Origin of the sequence: Cytobacillus pseudoceanisediminis (assembly GCF_023516215.1) — a bacterium.
In the GTDB taxonomy this organism is placed as follows: Bacteria; Bacillota; Bacilli; order Bacillales; family Cytobacillaceae; genus Cytobacillus; species Cytobacillus pseudoceanisediminis.
On sequence record NZ_CP097350.1, the window covers coordinates 60,396 to 81,979 of the forward strand.

At 36.6% G+C, this 21,584-nt stretch carries 27 protein-coding genes and 1 pseudogene; 27 read left to right on the forward strand and 1 reads right to left on the reverse strand.

The genetic code is table 11. From position 1 onward, the window contains the following. Positions 1-434: 434 nt before the first annotated feature. The 21 genes and pseudogenes from M5V91_RS28735 to M5V91_RS28835 all read left to right on the forward strand — a co-directional run bounded on the left by M5V91_RS28735 (position 435) and on the right by M5V91_RS28835 (position 18,018). Positions 435-1,328: an ArdC-like ssDNA-binding domain-containing protein gene (locus tag M5V91_RS28735; RefSeq protein ID WP_019379886.1), complete on the forward strand. Its 894-nt coding sequence runs from the start codon at positions 435-437 to the stop codon at positions 1,326-1,328. 29 nt (positions 1,329-1,357) lie between these two features. After that, entirely contained in the window at positions 1,358-1,597 is a 240-nt protein-coding gene (locus M5V91_RS28740) for a hypothetical protein (RefSeq protein ID WP_019379887.1), read from the forward strand. Next, a complete protein-coding gene (locus tag M5V91_RS28745; RefSeq protein ID WP_236888100.1) occupies positions 1,587-1,772 on the forward strand; it encodes a hypothetical protein in 186 nt (61 codons plus the stop codon). Before M5V91_RS28740 ends, M5V91_RS28745 begins: the two co-directional genes overlap by 11 nt. A 93-nt stretch (positions 1,773-1,865) precedes the next feature. Next, positions 1,866-4,436 carry a helicase gene (locus M5V91_RS28750; RefSeq protein WP_284522372.1) on the forward strand — a complete coding sequence of 857 codons (2,571 nt, stop codon included), beginning with the start codon at positions 1,866-1,868 and terminating at the stop codon, positions 4,434-4,436. 713 nt (positions 4,437-5,149) lie between these two features. Next, positions 5,150-6,952 carry a group II intron reverse transcriptase/maturase gene (gene ltrA / locus M5V91_RS28755; protein WP_284522373.1) on the forward strand — a complete coding sequence of 601 codons (1,803 nt, stop codon included), beginning with the start codon at positions 5,150-5,152 and terminating at the stop codon, positions 6,950-6,952. A gap of 69 nt (positions 6,953-7,021) precedes the next feature. Next, positions 7,022-7,834 carry a hypothetical protein gene (locus tag M5V91_RS28760; RefSeq protein WP_284522374.1) on the forward strand — a complete coding sequence of 271 codons (813 nt, stop codon included), beginning with the start codon at positions 7,022-7,024 and terminating at the stop codon, positions 7,832-7,834. Continuing rightward, a complete protein-coding gene (locus tag M5V91_RS28765; protein WP_252222843.1) occupies positions 7,831-8,595 on the forward strand; it encodes a hypothetical protein in 765 nt (254 codons plus the stop codon). The genes M5V91_RS28760 and M5V91_RS28765 overlap by 4 nt, the downstream gene beginning before the upstream one ends. 318 nt (positions 8,596-8,913) lie before the next feature. After that, the gene (locus M5V91_RS28770) at positions 8,914-9,603 is read left to right on the forward strand and encodes a hypothetical protein (RefSeq protein ID WP_252222846.1); all 690 of its coding nucleotides are present in this window, start codon (positions 8,914-8,916) and stop codon (positions 9,601-9,603) included. Then, positions 9,594-10,151: a hypothetical protein gene (locus M5V91_RS28775; RefSeq protein ID WP_252222849.1), complete on the forward strand. Its 558-nt coding sequence runs from the start codon at positions 9,594-9,596 to the stop codon at positions 10,149-10,151. Before M5V91_RS28770 ends, M5V91_RS28775 begins: the two co-directional genes overlap by 10 nt. 278 nt (positions 10,152-10,429) lie before the next feature. After that, complete coding sequence (locus M5V91_RS28780) at positions 10,430-10,813, forward strand: hypothetical protein (RefSeq protein ID WP_284522375.1); 384 nt, start codon at positions 10,430-10,432, stop codon at positions 10,811-10,813. 132 nt (positions 10,814-10,945) lie between these two features. After that, positions 10,946-11,362, forward strand: coding sequence for a hypothetical protein (locus M5V91_RS28785; RefSeq protein ID WP_009336446.1), 417 nt, complete (start codon positions 10,946-10,948; stop codon positions 11,360-11,362). Between the two features lie 94 nt (positions 11,363-11,456). Next, positions 11,457-11,765 carry a DUF2325 domain-containing protein gene (locus M5V91_RS28790; RefSeq protein WP_284522376.1) on the forward strand — a complete coding sequence of 103 codons (309 nt, stop codon included), beginning with the start codon at positions 11,457-11,459 and terminating at the stop codon, positions 11,763-11,765. 17 nt (positions 11,766-11,782) lie between these two features. Beyond that, positions 11,783-11,956, forward strand: coding sequence for a hypothetical protein (locus tag M5V91_RS28795; RefSeq protein WP_251174760.1), 174 nt, complete (start codon positions 11,783-11,785; stop codon positions 11,954-11,956). A gap of 27 nt (positions 11,957-11,983) precedes the next feature. Then, positions 11,984-12,127: a hypothetical protein gene (locus M5V91_RS28800; protein WP_284522377.1), complete on the forward strand. Its 144-nt coding sequence runs from the start codon at positions 11,984-11,986 to the stop codon at positions 12,125-12,127. A 195-nt stretch (positions 12,128-12,322) separates the two neighbouring features. Further along, a pseudogene (locus M5V91_RS28805) lies at positions 12,323-14,013 on the forward strand (DNA topoisomerase). A 23-nt stretch (positions 14,014-14,036) separates the two neighbouring features. Beyond that, entirely contained in the window at positions 14,037-14,471 is a 435-nt protein-coding gene (locus tag M5V91_RS28810; protein ID WP_284522378.1) for a topoisomerase C-terminal repeat-containing protein, read from the forward strand. 20 nt (positions 14,472-14,491) lie between these two features. Then, positions 14,492-14,875: a DUF7828 domain-containing protein gene (locus M5V91_RS28815; RefSeq protein ID WP_284522379.1), complete on the forward strand. Its 384-nt coding sequence runs from the start codon at positions 14,492-14,494 to the stop codon at positions 14,873-14,875. 2 nt (positions 14,876-14,877) lie between these two features. Further along, the gene (locus M5V91_RS28820) at positions 14,878-15,342 is read left to right on the forward strand and encodes a hypothetical protein (protein WP_284522380.1); all 465 of its coding nucleotides are present in this window, start codon (positions 14,878-14,880) and stop codon (positions 15,340-15,342) included. Between the two features lie 692 nt (positions 15,343-16,034). Further along, positions 16,035-16,217 (forward strand): DUF8096 family protein, encoded by a 183-nt coding sequence (locus M5V91_RS28825; protein WP_284522420.1) that lies wholly within the window; start codon positions 16,035-16,037, stop codon positions 16,215-16,217. Between the two features lie 259 nt (positions 16,218-16,476). Then, positions 16,477-17,280 (forward strand): hypothetical protein, encoded by an 804-nt coding sequence (locus M5V91_RS28830; RefSeq protein ID WP_284522381.1) that lies wholly within the window; start codon positions 16,477-16,479, stop codon positions 17,278-17,280. A 387-nt stretch (positions 17,281-17,667) separates the two neighbouring features. Further along, complete coding sequence (locus M5V91_RS28835) at positions 17,668-18,018, forward strand: DUF4181 domain-containing protein (RefSeq protein ID WP_284522382.1); 351 nt, start codon at positions 17,668-17,670, stop codon at positions 18,016-18,018. Positions 18,019-18,076: 58 nt separating this feature from the next. On the opposite strand, the gene M5V91_RS28840 is transcribed toward M5V91_RS28835, so the two are convergent. Continuing rightward, positions 18,077-18,313: a helix-turn-helix domain-containing protein gene (locus M5V91_RS28840; RefSeq protein WP_284522383.1), complete on the reverse strand. Its 237-nt coding sequence runs from the start codon at positions 18,311-18,313 to the stop codon at positions 18,077-18,079. A 182-nt stretch (positions 18,314-18,495) separates the two neighbouring features. Here M5V91_RS28840 and M5V91_RS28845 point away from each other — a divergent pair, with 182 nt between their 5' ends. From M5V91_RS28845 to M5V91_RS28870, 6 genes are all read left to right on the forward strand, one after another. Then, positions 18,496-18,750, forward strand: a complete 255-nt coding sequence (locus M5V91_RS28845) for a DUF7662 domain-containing protein (protein ID WP_284522384.1) — start codon at positions 18,496-18,498, stop codon at positions 18,748-18,750. Between the two features lie 56 nt (positions 18,751-18,806). Next, positions 18,807-19,058, forward strand: a complete 252-nt coding sequence (locus M5V91_RS28850) for a hypothetical protein (RefSeq protein WP_284522385.1) — start codon at positions 18,807-18,809, stop codon at positions 19,056-19,058. A 183-nt stretch (positions 19,059-19,241) separates the two neighbouring features. Next, the gene (locus M5V91_RS28855; RefSeq protein ID WP_284522386.1) at positions 19,242-19,976 is read left to right on the forward strand and encodes an LXG domain-containing protein; all 735 of its coding nucleotides are present in this window, start codon (positions 19,242-19,244) and stop codon (positions 19,974-19,976) included. Between the two features lie 8 nt (positions 19,977-19,984). Then, a complete protein-coding gene (locus tag M5V91_RS28860; protein ID WP_284522387.1) occupies positions 19,985-20,296 on the forward strand; it encodes a hypothetical protein in 312 nt (103 codons plus the stop codon). Then, positions 20,274-20,954 (forward strand): HNH endonuclease signature motif containing protein, encoded by a 681-nt coding sequence (locus M5V91_RS28865; RefSeq protein WP_284522388.1) that lies wholly within the window; start codon positions 20,274-20,276, stop codon positions 20,952-20,954. The genes M5V91_RS28860 and M5V91_RS28865 overlap by 23 nt, the downstream gene beginning before the upstream one ends. 17 nt (positions 20,955-20,971) lie before the next feature. Next, entirely contained in the window at positions 20,972-21,433 is a 462-nt protein-coding gene (locus M5V91_RS28870) for a YrhA family protein (protein ID WP_284522389.1), read from the forward strand. The last annotated feature ends 151 nt before the right edge of the window (positions 21,434-21,584 follow it).

Consider the following 21,584-nt stretch of genomic DNA (forward strand, 5'->3'; position numbering starts at 1 on the left):
TTCTTGTGGATAAGTCCGCCCGTCATTTCCTGATAGGCGTAGCCCGTCATTTCCTGACGGGTGGGGGTCATTTCATGATGGGTCCGCCTGTCATCTTATGATGGGTAGGTGTCATTCCTTGATGGGTAGTATTGTGGAATAATCTGAGATGAGTCACTTATCATTCTTGTCTAAATAGAAAACAAAGGATATAATACCAATATATTCATTTCATTTTTTTCATTTTATGGCAATCCTATGAGGATTAGCGGGTATTTTTAATCATTAGCAGCCTTTGCGGTTGATGGATAAATAGCTTTTTTATTGCTATTTTTTCAGAAACTTCAAGGGCTTTTTTGTGTTTTCAAAGCAATTGAAGATGGTCGTATTCAAAGAGAATGGGTTTCCTATTCTCTTTTTTATATATACACACTAAAAGATAGGGGCTGTTGTACATGGCAAATCGTCAAGGTAAGAGCAAGAGATGGAGCAAAGGAGGTCCAAGCGTTGAAGAAAGAGTAAAAGAACTTGTTTCTGTCCTGGATGAAGGTGTAAGAAACTTTGAATATTCTCCAGAAGAATTCAAAGCTCTTTTAGAAATGAAAGCACTGATGCCGAATTACTCTTTTAAAAACATTATGGTTGCTAAAACTCAATTTCCAAATGCCAGCTATATAGCGAGCTTCAAACGTTGGAATGAGTTAGGCCGCAATATCAAACTAGGTTCTAAAGCCATTAGAATCTTCAAGCCGAAATTCATAAAGGTGAAAGATGAACAAGGCAATGAAACCGGTGAAACACAGTTAGGTGGTTTCATAACTGTTCCAGTTTTCGCGCTTGAACAGACGGAAGGAGATCCGCTTCCTATTGATAAGGTGATTATAAAGCTTGAAGGCGATTCTGAGGCAGCTAGAGAGATTATTGAATATGCTGAACAGATTGCTGAAGAAGATAATTGTCCAATCAAATATGGAGACGCGCAAGGAGCCAATGGTTACTATAGCCGAGCAAACCATGAAATCGTCGTTAGTGACACTTTAAGTGTTAATCATAGATGCAAGACATTAGTACATGAATTGGTGCATTCAAAGGTGCATCGATATGATACTACGTCTTCTACATCGGAGAAGGAAGTTGTTGCAGAAGGAACAGCCTTTATTGTTTGTTCATTCTTCGGCTTAGACACATCAGATTATTCCTTCCGATATGTTAACTCATGGAGCAAACATGACCCCGATTCTCTTTTAAATTACGGATCTATGATTTGTGATATTTCAGGACGAATCATAAATGAGTTTAGAACTTTAATGGAAGCGAATAAACAGGAAAAAAATCTTCAAACAGCTTAGTTTTTTCTGAGAAAGGAAGTGCAGAACCAATGCACCAGGTTTCTTCTTTTCAATTAGAGGAGTACGCCAGCCAGAAGTTTTTCGTGGAGTATGTTGATTCCCTGCCTCTCGGAAGCTTGTTCAGAATCCATATGAGTAATGGTGTAATTCATAATCTGACTACCGGCTGTTATGACTCAATTGAAAAGGCAAGGCAAGAAGTTATTACGGCATTTAAAGAATTTTTAGATGGGAGCATTAATACGGATGATATTCATATTGGAGACTGAGTATGAAGATTTTTCGATAAAAGTCTACTATATCAACGAAGGTGACCACAATGGAAAGTTTCAAGCTCTTGTGAGCCCTCTATCTATCCAAACGACTTTTCAGGATACAGTAGGAGGAGCTATTGATCGTGCACTCTTAAAGATCCACAAACAGCTTAAAGAGTATGTTCATTAAGAAAACTATATAGGGAGGTGTATCCCTGCCTCATTTGAGATAGGGATCGCCAGCTGGCATACCTTATTCAATTTGGTGCAGGGAGTCAGCAGCATGGAATTAAATAAAGTGATTGAGACAGATGAAAACCCAAAGATGATTGAAATTTACCTGGAGCAGGCATGGCAAAGCGCTTTTTGTTACGCATTAGCGGTAGAGGAACCCAAGCATGAATGGCAAGGAGCTAAATTACTCATGACCATTATTGCTGGTAATGATTCTACTTTACAGGCTATGAAAGCTGCAGTCGATACCGGGAGTGGCGGTTTGTCTTTTGGGCAAGGGAAGAAAGATTTAACTGACTATAAATTTTCCCAAGAATTCCGTATGTACTCTGATAAAGGAAAGTATTCAAAGTTCCCAATTACTATTAATCAAAACCGAAAAGCGGTCGCAATTGTTCATGATGACCTGCTTGGAAACGGAGACTATATTCTTTCGTTCGATGCAGATCCCGGAGAAGGGCTAAGACAAATTTTAGGTGGCGGAAAGTATGGGCTTAATATTCTACCTGAATGGAAAGATATTATTCTAAATGAGTTCTTAAGAAGAGGGTGTATTGAGGAATTCAAGTTTTATTATGATTCCGCCCTTTTTCCTGATGGATTTTCCATCTATAAACTGAATTTTAGTGAGGAAACTGGAGAGCAGGAAGCGGATGATATTATTTCTGAAATGATTTCAAGTGGGATGCTGAAGTTTCCTAAAACAGGAACTGGTCAAGCAGTGGAATCCATAGAAGATTTGACACAGTATATGACAACCTTCATGGATGATATGGTCACAAAGGTAAGCAATAAAGTTACTCCAGGCCATGACCCAATGACAGACGCTATACACCCGCAAATCTCAACTTATAAGCGGGAACTTTTTCCTGTCCAATCTCATGTTACTACCGCGATCGCTAAAGTTTTGAAAAAGCAGAAGGTAGCTTTAATACAAGGTGAAATGAGCACGGGTAAATCAACCATGATGACAGCAATTCCTGATGTAGTTGCTGCTATGTCAAATAAAAAAGGGTATTTTGCTTGTCTAATGTGTCCCCCAAGCCTAACAAAAAAATGGCCGGAGGAAATAAAAGAAATTTTACCTCATGCTGATGTAAGAGTTATTGAACGGACAGAGCAACTCATTGAGTTTCATCGTAAATGGACCAGTCAAGGAAGGCCTAAGCCATTGAAACCAACATTCTTTGTCATTTCCTTTACAACAATGAGGGGCGATTGTGCGATGGTTCCTGCAGTTCGTTTTGATTATAAGAAAACGGTACTTCAAAGTGAGTCAAACTCCTTACCATATCGTTTTGGATACTATTGTCCAAGCTGCGGTAATGCACACCAGGTTATTGAATCTACTGCAGTGGAAACCAATGAGGATGGAGAGGAAGAAGAGGTTCAGAATAAACGGACGATGGATGAAGATGAATTTGGAACAAGCAGGCGACTTCATAATTCAAAAAATCCAGCCAATGCTTTTTGTTCTGAATGCGGTGAAAGTTTATGGACCAAGAAGGTACCTACTAGATACCAATCAATAAAAGACTGGTTTAAGTACGAAAGGCAGATTGAACATGCTTTAAAGGAGAATCAGCCTTTGGTCCAACAAATTCAGCTCTCTCAACCTGAGATTCCTAAGAAAGTCGGGAATCCAAGGAGAATCGCTTCTATTGAATACATCCGAAGGAAAATGAGATGGTTTTTTGATATTACTATCTGTGATGAAATCCATATGCTGAAATCTGGCATGTCAGCCCAGGGAAATTCACTAGGGAGCCTTGCAGCTGCTTCAAAGAAGCTTATAGGTGGTACAGGAACCCTTTTTGGAGGCAAGGCCGAGGATATCTACTATACACTTTGGCGCTTATTCCCACACCTTATGGTTGAGAACGGATACGCTTTCAATGAAGTTCGGAAGTGGAATGAAGAGTATGGAAACATTGAAACGACTATTTACAATCAGGACGATAAAGGCGAGTACAGCAACAAGCAATCGCGAGGAGGCACCAGGAGAACAGAAAAGGTTCTTCCCGGTATATCACCATTTGTGTTCTCAAAGTTTCTTGTCCAAAACAGTGTGCTTGTCCGCTTAACAGATGTATGGCCAGACCCTGTGGAGTTGATCAATGTTCCTACAATTCTTGTAGATTTAGACGAGGATTTAAAGAAGCATTATAACAACATGGTATCTACATTTGAATCAGCTATCGATGGACGAGATGACGGGCATAAGCTTTATCTTCCATTGACTCAAACAGGCATCGCATATCCAGATAACCCTTTCACCTATCCCCCATTCTCTATCAAAACAGAAGATGGGGACCGAGATTTAATTTGGAGCCCAGATGAATTTCCTAAAGAGCGAATACTTAACAAGGAAAAGAAGCTCCAGGAAATCATTAAGGGTGAGATAGAGGAAGGCAGGAAAAGTATTGTCTATGTTCGAGATACAGGTTCCAGTGTAGAAGGCAGAGATGTAAGGCCGCGTTTACAACACATTCTTGAGCAGGTTGGAGCAAAGGTTTGTATCTTAGACACTTCTACCACGGCCACAAATAAGCGTAGTGAATGGCTAAAAAAGAAGATAGAAAAAGAGGGATACGATGTTTGTATTGGCGCGACTTGTTAAGCGTATAAGCCAAGTATGGTGAAATCGCTGTGCTTACTTAAATGTAGGTTCAACTTCTGATTCGATGGTTGAAATGAGGAATACATGTCATTCCGAAGCGACCACACTGATACTCCTACATGCGCTATTTAGTGTCAGAAAATTAGTGTATGGGGCTAGGTAAAGTCGGCTGAAGGATTGTCGTCAAATAACACTAACGTGTTAATCGAAAATCTTCCAGAGGTGGAAGACACAATCTGATAGGCCGGGTGTCTATAAAATATCTACGGTGAGAATGACCTAATCAGGTCTGACGAAGTTTCCGAATGGAAGGGTCTATAAAACGACTGTATCTAACCGGTACAGGCTGGCATTACGCTAGGTGAATTATCGGAGAGTAAAAACCGATGCTATGAAATCCGTACATCAGACCATGTTGATGTAAATTCACAGGCTCAAAGGAACCACCTAAGGATATATGTGAAAGATAGAATCAGAGGAGCAAGGAAAGCAAAGGACGTCGCTTAGGACTGACATCCTGACGGTTGCTATAAGGCATTTTGCCGAAATGCATTCACCTTTGTGAGAGTAGGGGCACGACTGATGAAGTTTTTGTAATGAAAACGGAGGAACAGCCCCAAGTCTATCCATAGCTAAAACCGATATTCTAAATAGTTTATTGCGAGGGTCGAGTAAGAATATGGGAAATCATTCCACGAAAGGAGTGATCCATTTTGCAAACACAGTTACGATACTGGGATTATTACGGATTAATAAATACCTTTGAGGAATTGTATGAAAAAAGCAAGCAGGGTAATATCAGCTTCACGAATCTCTATGAATTAATAAAATCTAGAGAAAATATCCTTCTTGCATATCGAACCATTAAGTCTAACAAGGGTTCCAAAACGGCTGGTGTAGACGGAAGGACAATAGATGACTACAAAAAATTCACTGATGATGATTTAGTATCATTTATTCAAAAACGTCTATCAAACTATCAGCCAATGAAGGTGAAAAGGGTTTTAATTCCTAAACCAAACGGTGATAAAAGACCTTTAGGTATCCCAAGCATGAGTGACAGGATTATCCAACAAGCTTTCAAACAGGTTCTCGAACCGATTTGTGAAGCTAAATTCTATAACCACTCATATGGTTTCAGACCGCTACGAACTACGCACCATGCTATTGCAAGGGTTAATTACCTGATTAACATTAATAAGCTACATTTTGTTGTTGATGTTGACATAAAAGGGTTCTTTGACAACGTTAACCATACGCTTCTTATCAAGCAACTATGGAATTTAGGAATACGGGACAGAATCGTGTTACGTCTTATCAGTAAGATGCTCAAGGCAGAAATTGATGGAGAAGGCATTCCAACAAAAGGTACACCGCAAGGAGGGATTCTTTCCCCTTTGCTATCTAATGTTGTGTTAAATGACCTCGATAATTGGATAGCATCTCAATGGGAAAACTTCCAATCAAACCATCAATACAGCTCAACTCATAAATTCAGGGCATTAAAAAAGACCAACTTGAAAGAAGGCTACATTGTCCGCTATGCTGATGATTTCAAAATCCTCTGCAAAGATTGGAAAACAGCCGAAAGATGGTTTCATGCTGTGAGACTGTACCTAAAAGACCGACTAAAACTCGAAATCTCACCCGAAAAATCCAAAATTGTTAACTTAAGAAAGAAAAAGTCAGAGTTTCTAGGTTTCTCTATAAGTGCCGAGTTGAAGAATAAGAAACGTGTGGCTTACACCAGGTTAACCAAGAAAAAGAAGCAACTATACAAAGAAGAAGGAATTAAACGAATCAAAGCGATTCAAAAAAATTCCACGGCGCAAAACGCTCTTCTGTATAACAGCTGGGTCTTGGGTATCCACAACTACAATAAGTACGCAACACACGTTAATAGCGAATTCAACGAAATCGCCTTCCAACTTAGCAGGACATTAAAGGACCGTTTGACCAAATGTAGCATTTACGAAAAACCAATCAATCCACCTCTCTCATACAAAAGGTTTTATAAGGGCACTTCTAAAACCTTTAAGGTTTGTGATGTTTACCTCTATCCAATCCACGCTGTTAGCCATACGTCAGTGATGAATTATTCACAATGGCTGACCCCGTTTACGAAGGATGGAAGGGAACATATCTACACAAATCTAGATGGGGATGTCTTACATGAATTAGGGAGACTTATGAAATCCAATATCCCTAATAGGAGTATTGAGTACCTGGATAATCGATTAAGCAGATACAGCATGAAGAAAGGCAAGTGTGAAATAACCGGTCATTTTCTTACGGCTGATTTAGTTCATTGCCATCATTTCACACCCGCTTACATGGGTGGAAATGACGACTTCAATAATCTGCGAATTATCAATAAGCTGGTACACAGGTTAATCCACTCAACTACAGAACAAACGGTTAGAGAATATCTAGAACTTCTAAAACTCAAAGGGACAGAAATCAAGAAAGTAAACGCATATCGTAAAGTGTGTAACTTAGAACCTATCGGTTATTAAAAGCTACTAAGATAGATGGAACGCCGTATGAGTTGAAAGGCTCACGTACGGTGTGGAGCGGGGGAAAAGGTGGAGATAACTTCAAAACCTTACCTATCGCTATTGTCACAGGAGCTTGTACAGGTAGGTCTTGACCTATTATGTACACCTACCCTCATTTTCTACCAATTTAGTTGGAGCTTATTCACGATTAATCAAGCTGCTAGAAGAGCATGGCGGATCGGACAAACGGAAGAGTGTCGTCTTTATTACTTAGCCTATAAAGAAACTTTCCAAGAACAAATGGCTACCTTGATAGCTCAGAAGAATAAAGCTGCCGGTGCCATAAACGGAGAAGTAAGTTCAGATGGGCTTAATGCAATGTTGGGAGATGAAGGAGACCTGCAGTCCATGCTGATTGAGTCCATTAAAAAAGGAAAAGTGCTTAAGGGATCTACCGAGGAATGGACGGCAGAAGCTTCTGATCGTGCAAGAAAAATCTTAGCAAGTATCGGAAAGAAAAAGAAAATGGGCAACTCACCAAAAGAACAATTTATTGCCTGGGTTAATCAGCAAGTTTCCGCGGATTCCTCTAAAAACGTCCTTATCCGGAAAGCGGCAACCATTACAAGCCATATTGCAGATGGAAAGGTCAATGGGTTTATGTTTACCAATCAAATCCTGGAAGTAGATTTAGTAAAAGCTTTTGGATTCGATTGTATTCAAGATGGGGAAATCGTGGCTTACTTAACGGAATATGAAAGAGCAAAATTTGCAGAAACAGCTGAGCAAATATCGATATTCGAAGTTGAAGTTGATACGACTACAAAAACAAAGAAGAAGCGAACAGCAGCGGTAAGCGGGCAACTCGCGTTAGAACTTTTTAGGAGGAGACAGTTATGACAATTTTAATAACTTGGGATTGGGCTGTTTATTTTTATTGGTTTCTTGAAAGTTATTTTTATGTACGGGTAGAGGAAATTAAAGTTTTACATTACCCCGAGGATGATGACTATTCATATTCTGGCGAGGATTGTACAAACTTTGCAGAAGTTATTCCTATAAGTGCTGCGAAGCATAGAGTGAATGCGGAAGAGGAACCATTAATTTTAAAATCAGCACTAAATGAGGAATCAGAAGAATTATTTATGCAGATTGAAAAAGAGATAACAGCTGCTGAAGAAGGTGATATTTATCACCACAGTTATAAAACTGGTGAATTACTATTAGATGGTCTCCGCCAAGAATCGGATCAAGAAGAAATTTTCGTTTCTGAATGGATAGAGGATGATGACCAGGATGAAGATTGTATTCATATGAATGACTTAATGATTGAACAGACAACACCCTCTCAAAATGGTTTTGAATCATTTGCCTCTGCAAAAATTATGGACTGCTTAGAAGGTGCTCAACAATGGGTAGTTTCTGTAGTTGGTATAGAAGAAAACTATATCCATATTTCAGATGGAAAAAGGCTATGGGTAAATGTGGGGGAAAAAGCAAAAAAAATAGGCAATGGGGATATTCTCATTCTAGATGTAGTAAGGGCTGGTAAGGAAATCAGTGTACAAAACCTAGTAAGAGTTGAAGCATCTGTGTCAGAGGAATACATGATTCCAGATGAAGAGCATCTTATTCAAGACGATAGAGTACTAGCAATGTAAAGAATTTCAAAAGAGCGACTTTAGTCGCCTTTTGGTCCAAGCCCGGGTGCAAAACCTTGGTTTGGACCAAAAGAATAATTCTTTTGGTAATAAAGACCCTCATATTTTACATTTTTAGATAAGATAATCAGATTTTCGACACTTTTCGACAGAGGGGATGAGTCTATTGTAATATAATAATGGCAGTTTTAGTTTTACTTGGAAATGTTTTCATTAACAGCTTTTTTTATCCAAAATATAGAGATTGAGAATATATGGAGATTTATAAAGGATTTTAAATTAAGGCTTAGCTACAATAAATGAGAGGAGATTTATCCTATGATAATTCAAAGGTTAGGCGAAAAGCAAATTTTAGAAATAAAGCAAGAAATTAAGAAAAAACAAATTGGACTAAATAAACTGCATATCAATTTCAGGTTTGTCAAAGGGGAGTTATACATCAATGCGATGGGGGTAGAAGGAATACCTCAAACAGAAGAATATTATGAATCAATTGAAGATAACCTAACCTATGTAGATTTGGCCTGGTTGACCCCACTAAGTAACCATTTAAATGTAAACCTGGATGCTTCTATAGCAGTTAACCCAGATGGATCCTTTGAACATAATAGTATTGATTTAGAATTACATACAGCTCTTCCAAGTGAAGTTCAAGATAATCATAGAATACTAAGTTATGTTACGCCACTGTTTAAGAAACTAATTCCATTTAGAGCGTTTCTTACCCAGATTGAATTTGGATGGCATAATTACCGATTAAGCAATATTCGATTTAAGTTGAACTTGGATGGTAAAAAGGTTAATACCATTTTAAGCAATGAGCAAACTGTTAACACACAGGTTCTTGGTCAATGGCTATCTTCTCTTTCTCAAGTGCTGGATTACAATCAAGGAAGGTACAAGCACTTAGTGGACCTTCCAATCATTAATGGCCGAATTAGTACAGCAACTTTTGAAACGGGCCTTTGCTTCCGCTTTGATGCAAAAGGGAAAAGAAGATGGTCTTAAAATTTCGTTACCTATTACTACTCTTAGCTTTAGTGATTTTGATACCCTCTGCTGCAAGCGCAAGTCCGTTGCAGCAGGGTAACGGTATCACATTAAATGAACAGCTCAATGTTTGGTCTACAAATCTAAATAATACTGCACCAAAAATATCCTTTTTGTTCTCTGCCATATTTACAATAATGTTTCTATTTGGAGTGGTTAGGCTAGGTTACTCAATTGTTACTAAGACTGGCCAGGTGATGAAAGGATCCACCGGACTTTTAATCTGGGTTCCAATCACTTTCTTTTTCATCAGAATTTTAATACTATTATTATTTACAACAAATAGTGAAAATGTTACACTACTCGCAAGTGATTTTATTCAGTTAATCTCTGCTGCCAGTCACTCTACTGTTGATTGGATGATATCAATTGGATTAGTATTTTATCTATTTTATCACTTGATAAAACATCCTGAATTCGGCAGGTGGAGCAAAAGAATGTGGGTCTTTGCTGGCGGATTAACCTTATTGACGTTTATTTCTCCAATTGTATTAGGTGCTGTATAACAAGCTATTAGGAAAAGGGTGAATGCCATGTTAAAACTTGTAATAGATAATAGTAAAAAGCAAGTAAATCCTGCAGAGGTAACATGCCGGACATCGTGTGACCTATTTGATGAACTTACAGAAACTTGTTCGATCAGTCAAAACGTAAATGTCGATAGTTCTTACGAGGCAGCCAGGTGCGGCTTTTTCTTATCTAGAGATATAATGGCCTCTCCCCGCTAAACAATAATCATATTGGCTTTAAATTCTCACTAATAGAAGAAGAAGCTGATTATTTATTGGACGATCCGAATGTGTTTCATGAATTAATCGGAAAGCCGGTACAAAAGGAAAAGTACACATATCCAAATGAGCCTGACTTTCCAGCTCAAAGAGAAGACGCCAGATGGTATGTATCTTCTTGTGGTACTTACGGTTGCTGGATAGTCAATTTGTGCAAAAAACCATTGCTACATCCAAAAAGCCTTGAAAATGCAGTAAAAGGCTGGACTTCCAAAGTATATAAGTCCCCAATTCCACTGCACGATCACAAATCTTCTCTCACTTTGGCCTCCAAAGTCGCGTGGATAATAGACGCAGAAGGATACGGGCAGTATGGATTACTAATTAACGGCCAAATTTCTTCAATTTCCTCTCCTAAACCGGTAAATTGGACGAAGTGATATTGATAATTATGCAAAAGTATTGATATAATTAAATCAAACAAAATATATAAAGGGACCACCCTGTTGTAAATGCATACATCTACTTGTATGCACTTTTACAGCAGGGTTTTTTATGTAGGAGGGGAGATAGTGAACAGAGATACCATTATGGTGATACATGAAAAGTCACCGTTTCAGGATGGGTTGGTTAAGCTAATTGATCTGAAATTTGGACATTTGTTCAAAGTTATTAAAACGGAGACTAGTAAATTACAACTTTATGAAAATGGTTGTGTTCCTAAACTAATTATTCTCGAGAAAGTAATTAATCCAAAGACAGTTGAGTTTCTTATCAAAATGAGGAATATGGGTTCCAAATTAATTTTAGTTACCTTAGATGCTTCAGAAATAACTGAATTAGAGTTAAACCTTTTTAACGCGTTTCTTGTTAAGAATATGCGTACTTCAGAAATGCTGAAAGTCATGGAAGATTTACTGGATTATAAAGAAAGCTATGTGCATCCAGACTTTGGTGATATATTTTTGAAGAAGTTAATAAACGCCTAATTAAATTGGAAAAATATATGAGAAAACACTTGTTTTTAGTGTAATATATGTTATATTTATTTGTAATTCAAACACTAGAGATGAGGGGTTTTTTATGAAAAAAACTGTCGCAATTTTCGGAGGATCTCAAGAGGCTACGTACAAGCGAATAGGACAAAAAAATAACGTAAACATTATGTTCCATAGTGGTAAAACAAGAAACGGAGGTAACAAAAAGGAGTTCAAAACGCTAGTAAAGAAGGCAGATTGTGTAGTCGTATTACTAGGTGCTGTTGGACACGTAAGTATGGATATTGTAAAAGAAGTTTGTAAAGATCTTGGTAAAGATGTGCTTTATCATAATGGGTTTGGTGCTTCTGGCGCTATTCAAAGGTGTGTAGAACACTTAAACACCGCAGCTTAAGAGGAGACATGACTAGTATGATTTTAGTAAATGTTAAAGAGCTAACTCAAGGAGAATTATTGTTGATTGAAACTTTGCGGAATCTTGAAGATCCTGATGAGCTGGTTCGCGCCTGTTGTGATGTTCAATCAATCAATATCAAGAATTGCTTGTTAAATATAGCTGCAGAAAAACTTAAAGGCATTTGTTGAATAAATGATTAACCGGAGGATTTGCTAATGTCTGATAAAGGTGGGAAAAAGGCTTACATAGTTTTAGGGGTTTTATTAGGAGCTTTAATCATAAGCGGATGTGGCATTCAAGACATTATGCCTGGAACAGAATTTAATGATAACCATGAATCATTTTCAAAGATAGCTTAATAAAATACAGCTTATTCTTCATATATTAGGGGAGAGAAAATTGGATCAGCTTCAGTATCAAAAGAAAATTATAAGAGAGGAATATGGAGACCTAAAAAAACCGGCTGAAGAAGAAACAGATAACAAAGAATCTCTTATTTCCAGGCCAAAAAGGAGTAATAATCAATTTCTTTTTAGGAAGGGAGGAAGGGTCTGATGGGGAAAGCACTCATTTGCGCTGAAAAGCCCAGTCAAGCAAAAGCGCTTGCTGCTCCATTTCCTAATAAAAATATGAAAACACATATAGCCATTGCACCTTGTGTCATGTTCCCCGAAGGTGCAGTGGTTATTTGGGCTGTTGGACATATTCTAGAACTTTATCGCCCTGAAGACTACTCAAAAGAGTACCAGGAATGGAGTTTAGATAACTTGCCTATTATTCCAAAAGAGTACAAGTTAAAGGTAATTGAAAGTAAAAGAAGCATTTTCAATAATTTTAAGAAGTTTTTAAAGGACTCCGACATTTCAGTTATCATACATGCTGCTGATCCTGGAATTGAGGGATGTTTATTATTAGATGAGATTTTCTACTATTTGAATAATAGAAAGCCAGTAAAAAGATTGTGGACTAGTAGCCTGACCAAAGATAGTGTGGTTGAAGCATTTCGTAGCATGAAGGACAATAGGCATTATCAGCATTATTATTATGCGGGATTAGCCCGACAAAGAGCCGATTGGTTAGTGGGCATGTCTTCTAGCCGAGCCTTAACTTGTCTGCTTAATCAAAAAGGAATTGAAAAAACATTTAGTGCGGGACGAGTACAGACCGCCTTAATGAGTATTATTTATCAGCGTGAAAAGGAAATTGAGAACTTTATTAGTAAACCATATTTCGACCTAATCGGTGAATTTCAATTTGGAGAGGCCAAATTAAATGCCAAATGGTTTAGTAATGAATCAGAGCACATCTTTGACATGGATGAAGATATGCTTGAAGCCTTTTCTAAGTATTGTCAAAGTCAACCAGCTATTGTAAATACCATTAAAAAAGAAGAAAAAAGAATCGACCTCCTATGTTCTACAACTTATCTTCCCTTCAAATGCATGCTAATCGTTTATATGGAATGACTCCCGCTAATGTTTTAGGTTTTGCTCAAGCATTATATGATAAATCCCTGATTACATATCCACGTTCCGACAGTCAGCACTTAACTCCTGGGGAAGCATCTTGGATGCCAGTCATAATAAAAAATTTGGGAGAGCTGGAGTCCTACCAAGATTTAATAAAGGGGGCAACTCGAGATATTTCTCAAGATAAAAGATATGTGTATTCTGATAAAGTAAGTGATCATTATGCAATCATATTGACGGAAGAAAAGGTAAACCCGCTTACTTTGCCAAAAGGGGAACAACAAATATATGACCTAATTGCTAAATCCATTATTGCCGCACACTATCAAGACTACATATACGATACTACTGGAATCATTATTACGGTTGCAGAAAAGTTTGGTTTTAGAAGCAGTGATACTCTAGTTAAAGAAGAGGGGTGGAAAAAGATATATAAGGGGCTTTCCACAAATTCGGCGGAGGAAGAGATTCAATTGCCAGATATAAAAGAAGGGGAAGTCGGAACAATGCTTTCAGGTCAAATTAAAGCTGGATCAACAAATCCCCCTTCTCGTTTTTCACTAGGAGACTTGATCAAAATTATGTGTAACCCTGCCCCATATTGCGCTGATAAAGAAGATTTTAAGAACTCTGAGTTGCAGCTGGGAACGGAAGCAACCAGGAGCGGCATCGTATCTATTATCACCAAGCGGTATGTAAATGCAAGCAAAAACCTAGTTTATATGCTGCCCGAGGGCCGTGTCTTAATTGAAGCATTAGGGGAAACAACTATCTAACTTCTGTATTAACCAGCGGTAGGATGGAACGTTATCTAAAACAAATCCAAAAAGGAGAAGGTTCTGTTTCCTCCTTCGTTAAGAGAACGGAAGACATAACGAAAGAAATAGTTGAAAAACTTATTAAGGATGCCGCTTCTTGGAATTTTGTTGAATATGCCAAAGTTATTCGAAAAGCTGAAGAAGTAGGTCTATGTAAAAAGTGCGGTGCACCAGTTTTAGAGCGTGAAACGTTTTACAGTTGTAGCAACTTTAAAAAGACAAACTGTGATTTCAGAATAAGCAAGGTTGTCGCGGGAAAACAGATCAGTAAGGAGAACATAAAGAAATTGTTTACTACTGGTCAAACCTCTTTAATAAAGGGATTTAAAAGTCAGAAGAAACCAGATAAAATGTTCGAAGCCTTTTTAGCTTGGGATGAGGATAAAAACAAACTTATATTTAAATTTCCGCAATAAAGAGAATAGGAGGAATAAAAATGAATTCAGCCCTGCTTCACAATGGCCAAATTATTACCGCAGCTGAGTACAATCCAGATAAGAATGGCCAACGAATTAGATGCATTGATAAAAGTTGTCATACCGACCTAATTTTTGTTCCTGGAACAGATTCATCTGTGCCTTACTTTAAAACAACCGGCAAGAATGATCATTCAAAACACAATGAAAAATGCGGATTTTATAGAATATTAACTTTTGAGGAAAGTATAAAAAAGGTAGAAGAATATCAATCTGACTTAATGGAGAAAGGCATAAAAGAAACCCTAATTCGGCAAAATTTAAAAAAATTAGATCCTGATTATGTTGCAAGAACAGTTGAAAAAGAGGAGAGTGAAAAAAGGCGAAAGATCCAAATGAGGTAAAAGTGAAGCAGGAAAGCAAGACGCCTAACAGTATTGGTACTTTAAAGGCTATAGTTAAACTCATTACTTCATATGAACCAGATACTCTGGCAACAATATTGGTTAGCATTAATGGGCGAAAAATTCCTCTTTCCCAGATTGTAATAAGCCATGATAAAGCACATGAATTAGCATGGTCCGACCGAGCAGACCCTAACCTTAGTTATTTTGTATACGGGGTTATCCAGAATGTTGTAAGAAGAGAGTCAGTGTATTATATTAACTTCGAGCCAATTAATGGGGTGGTTTTTAGTTTGGTGATATTCTCAAAATACTTTAAACACTTCACTTATAAAGATGAACAACTTATAGGAAGAAAAGTTTTAGCTTACGGTTCCCGATTAAAAAAGAATGAGTATAAGAGGAAAAATACGTCAGAACTTGTAATAAAATCAAATCAATACATAGAATTCTTAGGAAAGAACTAAATAGCTTATAGAGGTAGATGAAATTATGAATTATCCAATGGTAATAAGAAGAGAGCCTTTGTTTACAAGCTGGTTAATCGTTGTTTTCGCCTTATTATTTTATAAATTACTTACACTACACCTTATTATAGGGCTGACTATGGGAGCAATTTTTGCTGGTATATTATATTTGATGCTACAACACAAAATCATTGTTAAAGATGAACATTTTATTTACAAAGATTTTTCGCGAAGACGTGTTCAGTACCAGGAAATAAATAAAATATTCTTAAGGGTAGACAAGCACTATGGTAACAATAATTTAAGAAAATTTTGGATTGATGTAATCTTGACTAATGGTAATCAATTCTGTATTCCTTCCTACCTCTTTACAACGAAGAATCTAAGGATTTTTTCAAAGTGGCTCTAAGTAAAAACACTGATATTATTATCAATTCGAGTCTAATCGACTATATTTCCTCTAAGCAAACAAGTATAGAAAAGATAGGAAACATACTAATAATGACCTTGTTTACATTAATGGTGATATTTTATTTGGTTAATGCTAATTAGTGTTCTAACATTCACATTTGGTTCAAAACATCTATTGACTCCCCAATAATAAAAGTGAAGAAATTCTTCAAATTTTTAAGTATAATTGGAGTTATTGTCTAATGGCATTAAATCTAGAGGCATATATACAGGGGGCAACCATGGAAAAAACATCTGATGTTTTTATAGACTTTGATTTCGACAAGATTTATGACTATAAAGAAATGCCAGATAAGAATAGCGGTCGATGCGACAACTGCAATAGTGCTCACTTCAAGAGTTCAGTGGGTGAAGGTAAATTTATTAGAGAATGTTCAAATTGCGGGTTAAAGAAGTCAATATAATAAATGCTTAGATACTGACCCTAATTCCAAATATATTTTATGTTTTAACCCTGACATGTGGTCAGGGTTTTTATTATACCGACACTGTAATTAAGAAAAAAGATGAACTGCATGCGGTTTTTTCCATAAATATTTATTCAAAATCACGAAAGTAGTTCAAGAAGTAGAAAATCAGATAATTTCCATTTTTTAAATTATATTCCCATGTATACTAAAGATGGTAATTTTAGTAATTATTCTATCAAATGGAGGTTGGCAAATGAAGAAATTGTTTAGTAGTATTCTGTTCTTATTGTTAATTGGTATAGGAGGGGTAGCTTTTGCTGAAGAAGGTAATTCAACTTCTTTAACGGAAGAGGAGAAAAGTTATTTACTTGATGCTGGACATACTGCAGAAGAAATTGAAAGTTTGCCAGTAGAAGTAGCAAAACAGCTAGTGAAAGAGAAAGCAGTAATAACTGATAAGGGTTCAGAAATAGTAGAGTTTATAGAAGGTGTCAATACTAAGCCTGGCCAAATTTCAACAATGGGTTCTATCTCTTCCTCAACAATGAAATTAGCAGGTACTGTATATAAAGTTACTAGTGATAAAGCAAATAACGATAAGTTTTATATCTATGGTAATTTCAACTGGCTAAAAACCCCATCTTTTAATTTAGTAGATAAGATGACTTTTGGATTCCCATCAAGCTCAGGATTATACTTACCTACTAGCAGCGGTAAGGTAACACAACATCAACACAGATATTCGCAAGATCAACAAGGGAATGGGAATTGGATCGACTATGCTATCGATTATTCTCCAAGCGATTGGGAACCAAGTGCAGGTGTAGCTGGCGATTTCGATTTGAGGGCTTCTACTAGTAATACAAAGCATAAAGGCTATATGGGCCAGTATGTTTATGTACCAACATCTAAAAACGCAACAATTAACATAAAAATTGAATATGGACATAAAAGAATTTCTGGAAGTCCAACAGTTTCTGTGTATCCTGCAGGTTTAGCTATTACTCCTACAAGCACTGTTGATACAGCTTCTTATGCGTTAACTTTGAGCTATTAATTTAAAAGGAGGTCCGAGTATCTTGTCGGATCTCCTTTTATATCTAAGTATATATACTCATTGAATTAAATTGAATTCTTTGATATTAATGGGAAATAAAACCTGATGTTGTAAAAGAAGGGAGTGGATAAAGACATGAAACAAATTGTCATTAACTTTATTATAGTATTAGTAATATCTGCAATTTTATTTTTCTTATTTACTTTTGACGCTTCACTTGATAGCGCATATATATTAGGACTAATGGTAATCTTGATTATGCAATCGTCTTTAATAATCGCTATTCTCCTAAAAAAGGAAAAGGACTAAAGTTTCAACAAATTTCAGATACCAATGAACAGCATTTTTATTGAAACAGGCAGAAATACAGTTGGGGGAGATTTTAACATGTATGTTTACACAGTGTTAGTATTTCTAGCCTACTTAATTATGTACTTTATTTTAAAAAACAAGCTTCATATTAAAAGTAACGAAGGAAAATTACACATTAATACAACTCATAAAATAACTGAAATAACAATTGCTGCAATTGCATTAATAATTTTATTTTTAATTGGCTTTGTATTTGATTATGGTTTAAAACCACACTATCCTGTCGTCATTTTATCAGCAATTTTACTTGTTCGTGCATTGTTTGAAAGAAAGTATATGAAGGATTCTAAACGGCATGTCTTAAGTATATTAACTAGTTCAGCTTTATTTATTATGTTTATTGGGATTGAAATATTTTTTATTTAAAACTGATTTTGATAGTCGCTACCTATAAAGATCAAAGGGAGACCTTTGATCTTTAAACTTATTCTTTTTCCGCCGGTCTATACTTACCCTCCGGAAGTTTCTCAACTAAATTAAACTCAATCAACTTCTTCAAGGATAAATTACAGTAAGCAGCTGCATCGTATTTATCTCTTCCGACTTTTTGTCCAATCTCGGATGGCCCTACACCTGACTGCTTTTCTTTGTATAACTCACATAACGCTTTAAGGATATTCTTATCTTTTTCAGTAATTTGTTTTTTGGACTGTTGTGACAAAATATACCTCCCTAGATATGGTTATAAAGGAAAAGTAAAACAATAAAGGCTTATAAATCAAGTCATTTAGCAGATCTACATCAAATTGGGGAGGTTCGACTTACAACCTTTCCAATATATTCAAAAGGAGATATAATGATATCTAGCTAAAAGTTATAAAGCTTTCCTAAGGAGTGATAAGAATGAGTAACAGAAATAGCAAATACGAACCGCTACAAAATTTTTTAAAGTTCCAAAAGACTAAGAGTATCAAAATGACTTTTTTAGAGGTAGAAGACATTCTAGGGTTCACACTCCCAAAATCAGCCTATGAACATGAAGCGTGGTGGGATAAATCGGATTCTCATACACAGTCCTTCGCTTGGAAAAATGCTCATTTTATTGCAAAACCAAACTTGAAAAAAAAGGTAGAGTTTGTTAAGCACATAGAAGATTAGTTTTATAAAAGCAGCGTTGTTAATATAGTAATCACAAATAACAGTAGGGGCGAACAATGATTAAAATTAACAGTATAAATGAATTTAATGAATATAGAAATAATAAAATTGGTTATTTCCTTATAGATGATAAACCAACTAAAATTAAGACATTACATATGGCAAGTTGTCCTCATATTAATATTAGATTTTTTGAACAAAAGGTTATTAATAATCAAGAAAAGAATGGAAGTTACTACTGGTGCGGTGATTTAAAGGAAATCTTAAATGAAGAGAGCATACGGGAGTGCCTAGTTTGTAAGAAGTAATTAAGCGCCTAGATACATTTTCAATAAGTTATTTGTCGTTGCTTGCAAAAGAGAACAATACATAAGAAATTTTCACATCAAAATCCCTATTCAACTAGTTCAATGAGTAAATTAATATAAAAATAGAAAAATGTGGAATATGTGATTGTCAGGTGAACAGTTTAAGTATGGAGATGATTAAAGTTGAAAGTATTAGATGTGAAAGATTTACTTTTAGGTATCCAACAGACAAGTAATCAACTGAATATACTTAAGAATCAAGTTAAACATGTTCAAATGGCCATCAAGGAGTTTATCTCTCATGAAGATTCTTTCAAAGGAGATGGCGGCAGGTCGATTATAAACTTCTACCAGGAAAGCCACCTGCCTTTTCTACTATTCTTTGAATCCTGGATTGAAGATTACCAATCCTATTTAAACAGTCTAGAAAACACAATCCACGACTTTGAATCTTCTCCTGCAGGATTCATCCGCCAGGAATTCCTTGAGAATGAGCTACAATTGGGCCTAAGAAACACTCTTCAGATCGCCTCTGAACTAACTAAAGAAGCAAATGAAGTAATAAAAACCGTAAGCGATATTGTCCCGCTGCCGCTGCTGGAGGATAACAGCTTTATCCAAGCATCAATACATGCCCAGGACTCAAGCCGGGGAACAGTTGAAAAATTAGAATCCTTTGACCATCGACAAACTGCAGCGCTTGACCCCCTCTTAAAAAATTTAGACCACATGGAAGACTACATAAAAAAATGGCTGGCATGCTCCAAAGCGGCAACTTATCTTTGGCCGATTATCAGCCAAGAGCTCTTAACTGGGAGGATTTCCATGATGAAATATCGAATCCTAGTCCACAAAGGGAGCAAAGTCACCTTCAAGATTTGGCTGAAGGAGCCATTGAGGGGGCTTCTAAAGCTGTAGGAGATTCTTTGGAAGGCCTTAAGTCTACCTATGAGCTGGGACGAAAGATCATGGGACCGTTCAGTCCGCTGTTTTTAGGTAGTGAATTGCTTTTTAACCGTGACCAGCTGCTAGAAAATCAAAGGAAGTACGAAGAGTTTTATTTACGCATTTTAAATGACCCCATAGGAAAAGTACGTCAGGTTCTGGATATGCCGAAATACATATGGTCTGCTATCACCAGTGCCTGGGATCGGGATGTTGTAAATGGGGATGCCAAAAGCCGGACAGCCTTCTTTACCTATGGCCTGACTTCCCTTGGAATTGGTATTCGGGGATAAAGGAATTGGTAAAGCCGGTACAATAGCCAAGACGGTAGGCCAAGGGAAGGGACTTTCTTTTCAGACGCATGGACCAACTCCTGCAATGGTGAAAGGTGTGGCTCAGGGCCCAGTTCCTTACAATGTACTTCATAACCCCTTGACACAGATTAAGAAGATGATAGATGAGGGGTATGTAGCCAAGCCTACAGATAAAATTGAAGAAGATAATTACTTTATTGGTACATTAAAGGGAAACAAGGTCCACTTAAAAGGCGTAAAAGTAGAAGAAATAATATATACAAAAAGAAATCCAGAAGAAACTGCGCAATTAAGAAGGACATTTAATAATTCTGTTAAGAAAAGTTTCCTTAAAACATTTGCTAACGATCCGATAAGAGTACAATATCTTCGGAAAGCTGGGTTAGATGAAAATGATATTGCCAGAATGAAAGATGGCCTTAATCCAAAGGGATGGCAAGTCCATCACAATTTACCTTTAGATGATGGTGGAACAAATGATTTCACTAACCTGGTATTGATTAAAAATGATCCATATCATAAGGCAGTTACCAATGAACAAAACTCTCTAACAAGAGAATTAACTCCTACACAAAGTAAGAGGATTAATTGGCCAATGTTTGAAGATGAGGTTTACCCACCGGAACCTTTTAAATAAAGAAGGGATGAGCTGATATGGCCCAGTGGAAAGAATTGTTGTTTGAAATAAAGAAAATAGAAGAGAAATATGGAAGTTCACTAAGGAATCCGGTGACGGATGTAGAAATAAGAAATTTGCAGCTGGAGATTCAGGAGAAATTAGGTTATATAGAATTACCAAAGTCTTTTGAAGACTTTTTGAAAACTGTAAATGGATTGGACTTTAATGGATTGGTCATTTATGGTGTTGATAAACATCTACTTGATGACCAAGAAGGTGAAGATCTTCAGGGGTTTGTTGAAACTAATGAGATTTGGTATGAAAATGATTGGCAAAAGCAATACATGTTTTTTGGGGACTCTGATACTGCCTGGTACTGTTTAGAACTTCAAAAAGCAAGGTTCCTTGAACTTGATAAACCGTCCGGATCCATAATTCAATCTTTTGATAGTTTTGATTCAATGATAAGTGAAGCTTTACAAACAGCTCTAACCTAATATCCTTAACTGAGGATTAGGGTAAACTGAATCTCGTTTCTTCAATACTAGCTGCCAAAAACCAGGCAGCTTTTTCTTATTAAACAAAACCAGCTAATAGTTTGTCAATATTTTTCAATAAAAACTTAAAATATCTCATGCTATACTAAAA

Coding starts and splice junctions, on each gene's coding strand:
- M5V91_RS28750 (WP_284522372.1), top strand. CDS start 1,866: ATGGAATTAAATAAAGTGATTGAGACAGATGAAAACCCAAAGATGATT.
- M5V91_RS28765 (WP_252222843.1), top strand. CDS start 7,831: ATGACAATTTTAATAACTTGGGATTGGGCTGTTTATTTTTATTGGTTT.
- M5V91_RS28740 (WP_019379887.1), top strand. CDS start 1,358: ATGCACCAGGTTTCTTCTTTTCAATTAGAGGAGTACGCCAGCCAGAAG.
- M5V91_RS28815 (WP_284522379.1), top strand. CDS start 14,492: ATGAATTCAGCCCTGCTTCACAATGGCCAAATTATTACCGCAGCTGAG.
- M5V91_RS28845 (WP_284522384.1), top strand. CDS start 18,496: ATGAGTAACAGAAATAGCAAATACGAACCGCTACAAAATTTTTTAAAG.
- M5V91_RS28775 (WP_252222849.1), top strand. CDS start 9,594: ATGGTCTTAAAATTTCGTTACCTATTACTACTCTTAGCTTTAGTGATT.
- M5V91_RS28770 (WP_252222846.1), top strand. CDS start 8,914: ATGATAATTCAAAGGTTAGGCGAAAAGCAAATTTTAGAAATAAAGCAA.
- M5V91_RS28835 (WP_284522382.1), top strand. CDS start 17,668: ATGTATGTTTACACAGTGTTAGTATTTCTAGCCTACTTAATTATGTAC.
- M5V91_RS28735 (WP_019379886.1), top strand. CDS start 435: ATGGCAAATCGTCAAGGTAAGAGCAAGAGATGGAGCAAAGGAGGTCCA.
- M5V91_RS28830 (WP_284522381.1), top strand. CDS start 16,477: ATGAAGAAATTGTTTAGTAGTATTCTGTTCTTATTGTTAATTGGTATA.
- M5V91_RS28810 (WP_284522378.1), top strand. CDS start 14,037: ATGGAACGTTATCTAAAACAAATCCAAAAAGGAGAAGGTTCTGTTTCC.
- M5V91_RS28850 (WP_284522385.1), top strand. CDS start 18,807: ATGATTAAAATTAACAGTATAAATGAATTTAATGAATATAGAAATAAT.
- M5V91_RS28790 (WP_284522376.1), top strand. CDS start 11,457: ATGAAAAAAACTGTCGCAATTTTCGGAGGATCTCAAGAGGCTACGTAC.
- M5V91_RS28870 (WP_284522389.1), top strand. CDS start 20,972: ATGGCCCAGTGGAAAGAATTGTTGTTTGAAATAAAGAAAATAGAAGAG.
- M5V91_RS28800 (WP_284522377.1), top strand. CDS start 11,984: ATGTCTGATAAAGGTGGGAAAAAGGCTTACATAGTTTTAGGGGTTTTA.
- M5V91_RS28795 (WP_251174760.1), top strand. CDS start 11,783: ATGATTTTAGTAAATGTTAAAGAGCTAACTCAAGGAGAATTATTGTTG.
- M5V91_RS28825 (WP_284522420.1), top strand. CDS start 16,035: ATGGAAAAAACATCTGATGTTTTTATAGACTTTGATTTCGACAAGATT.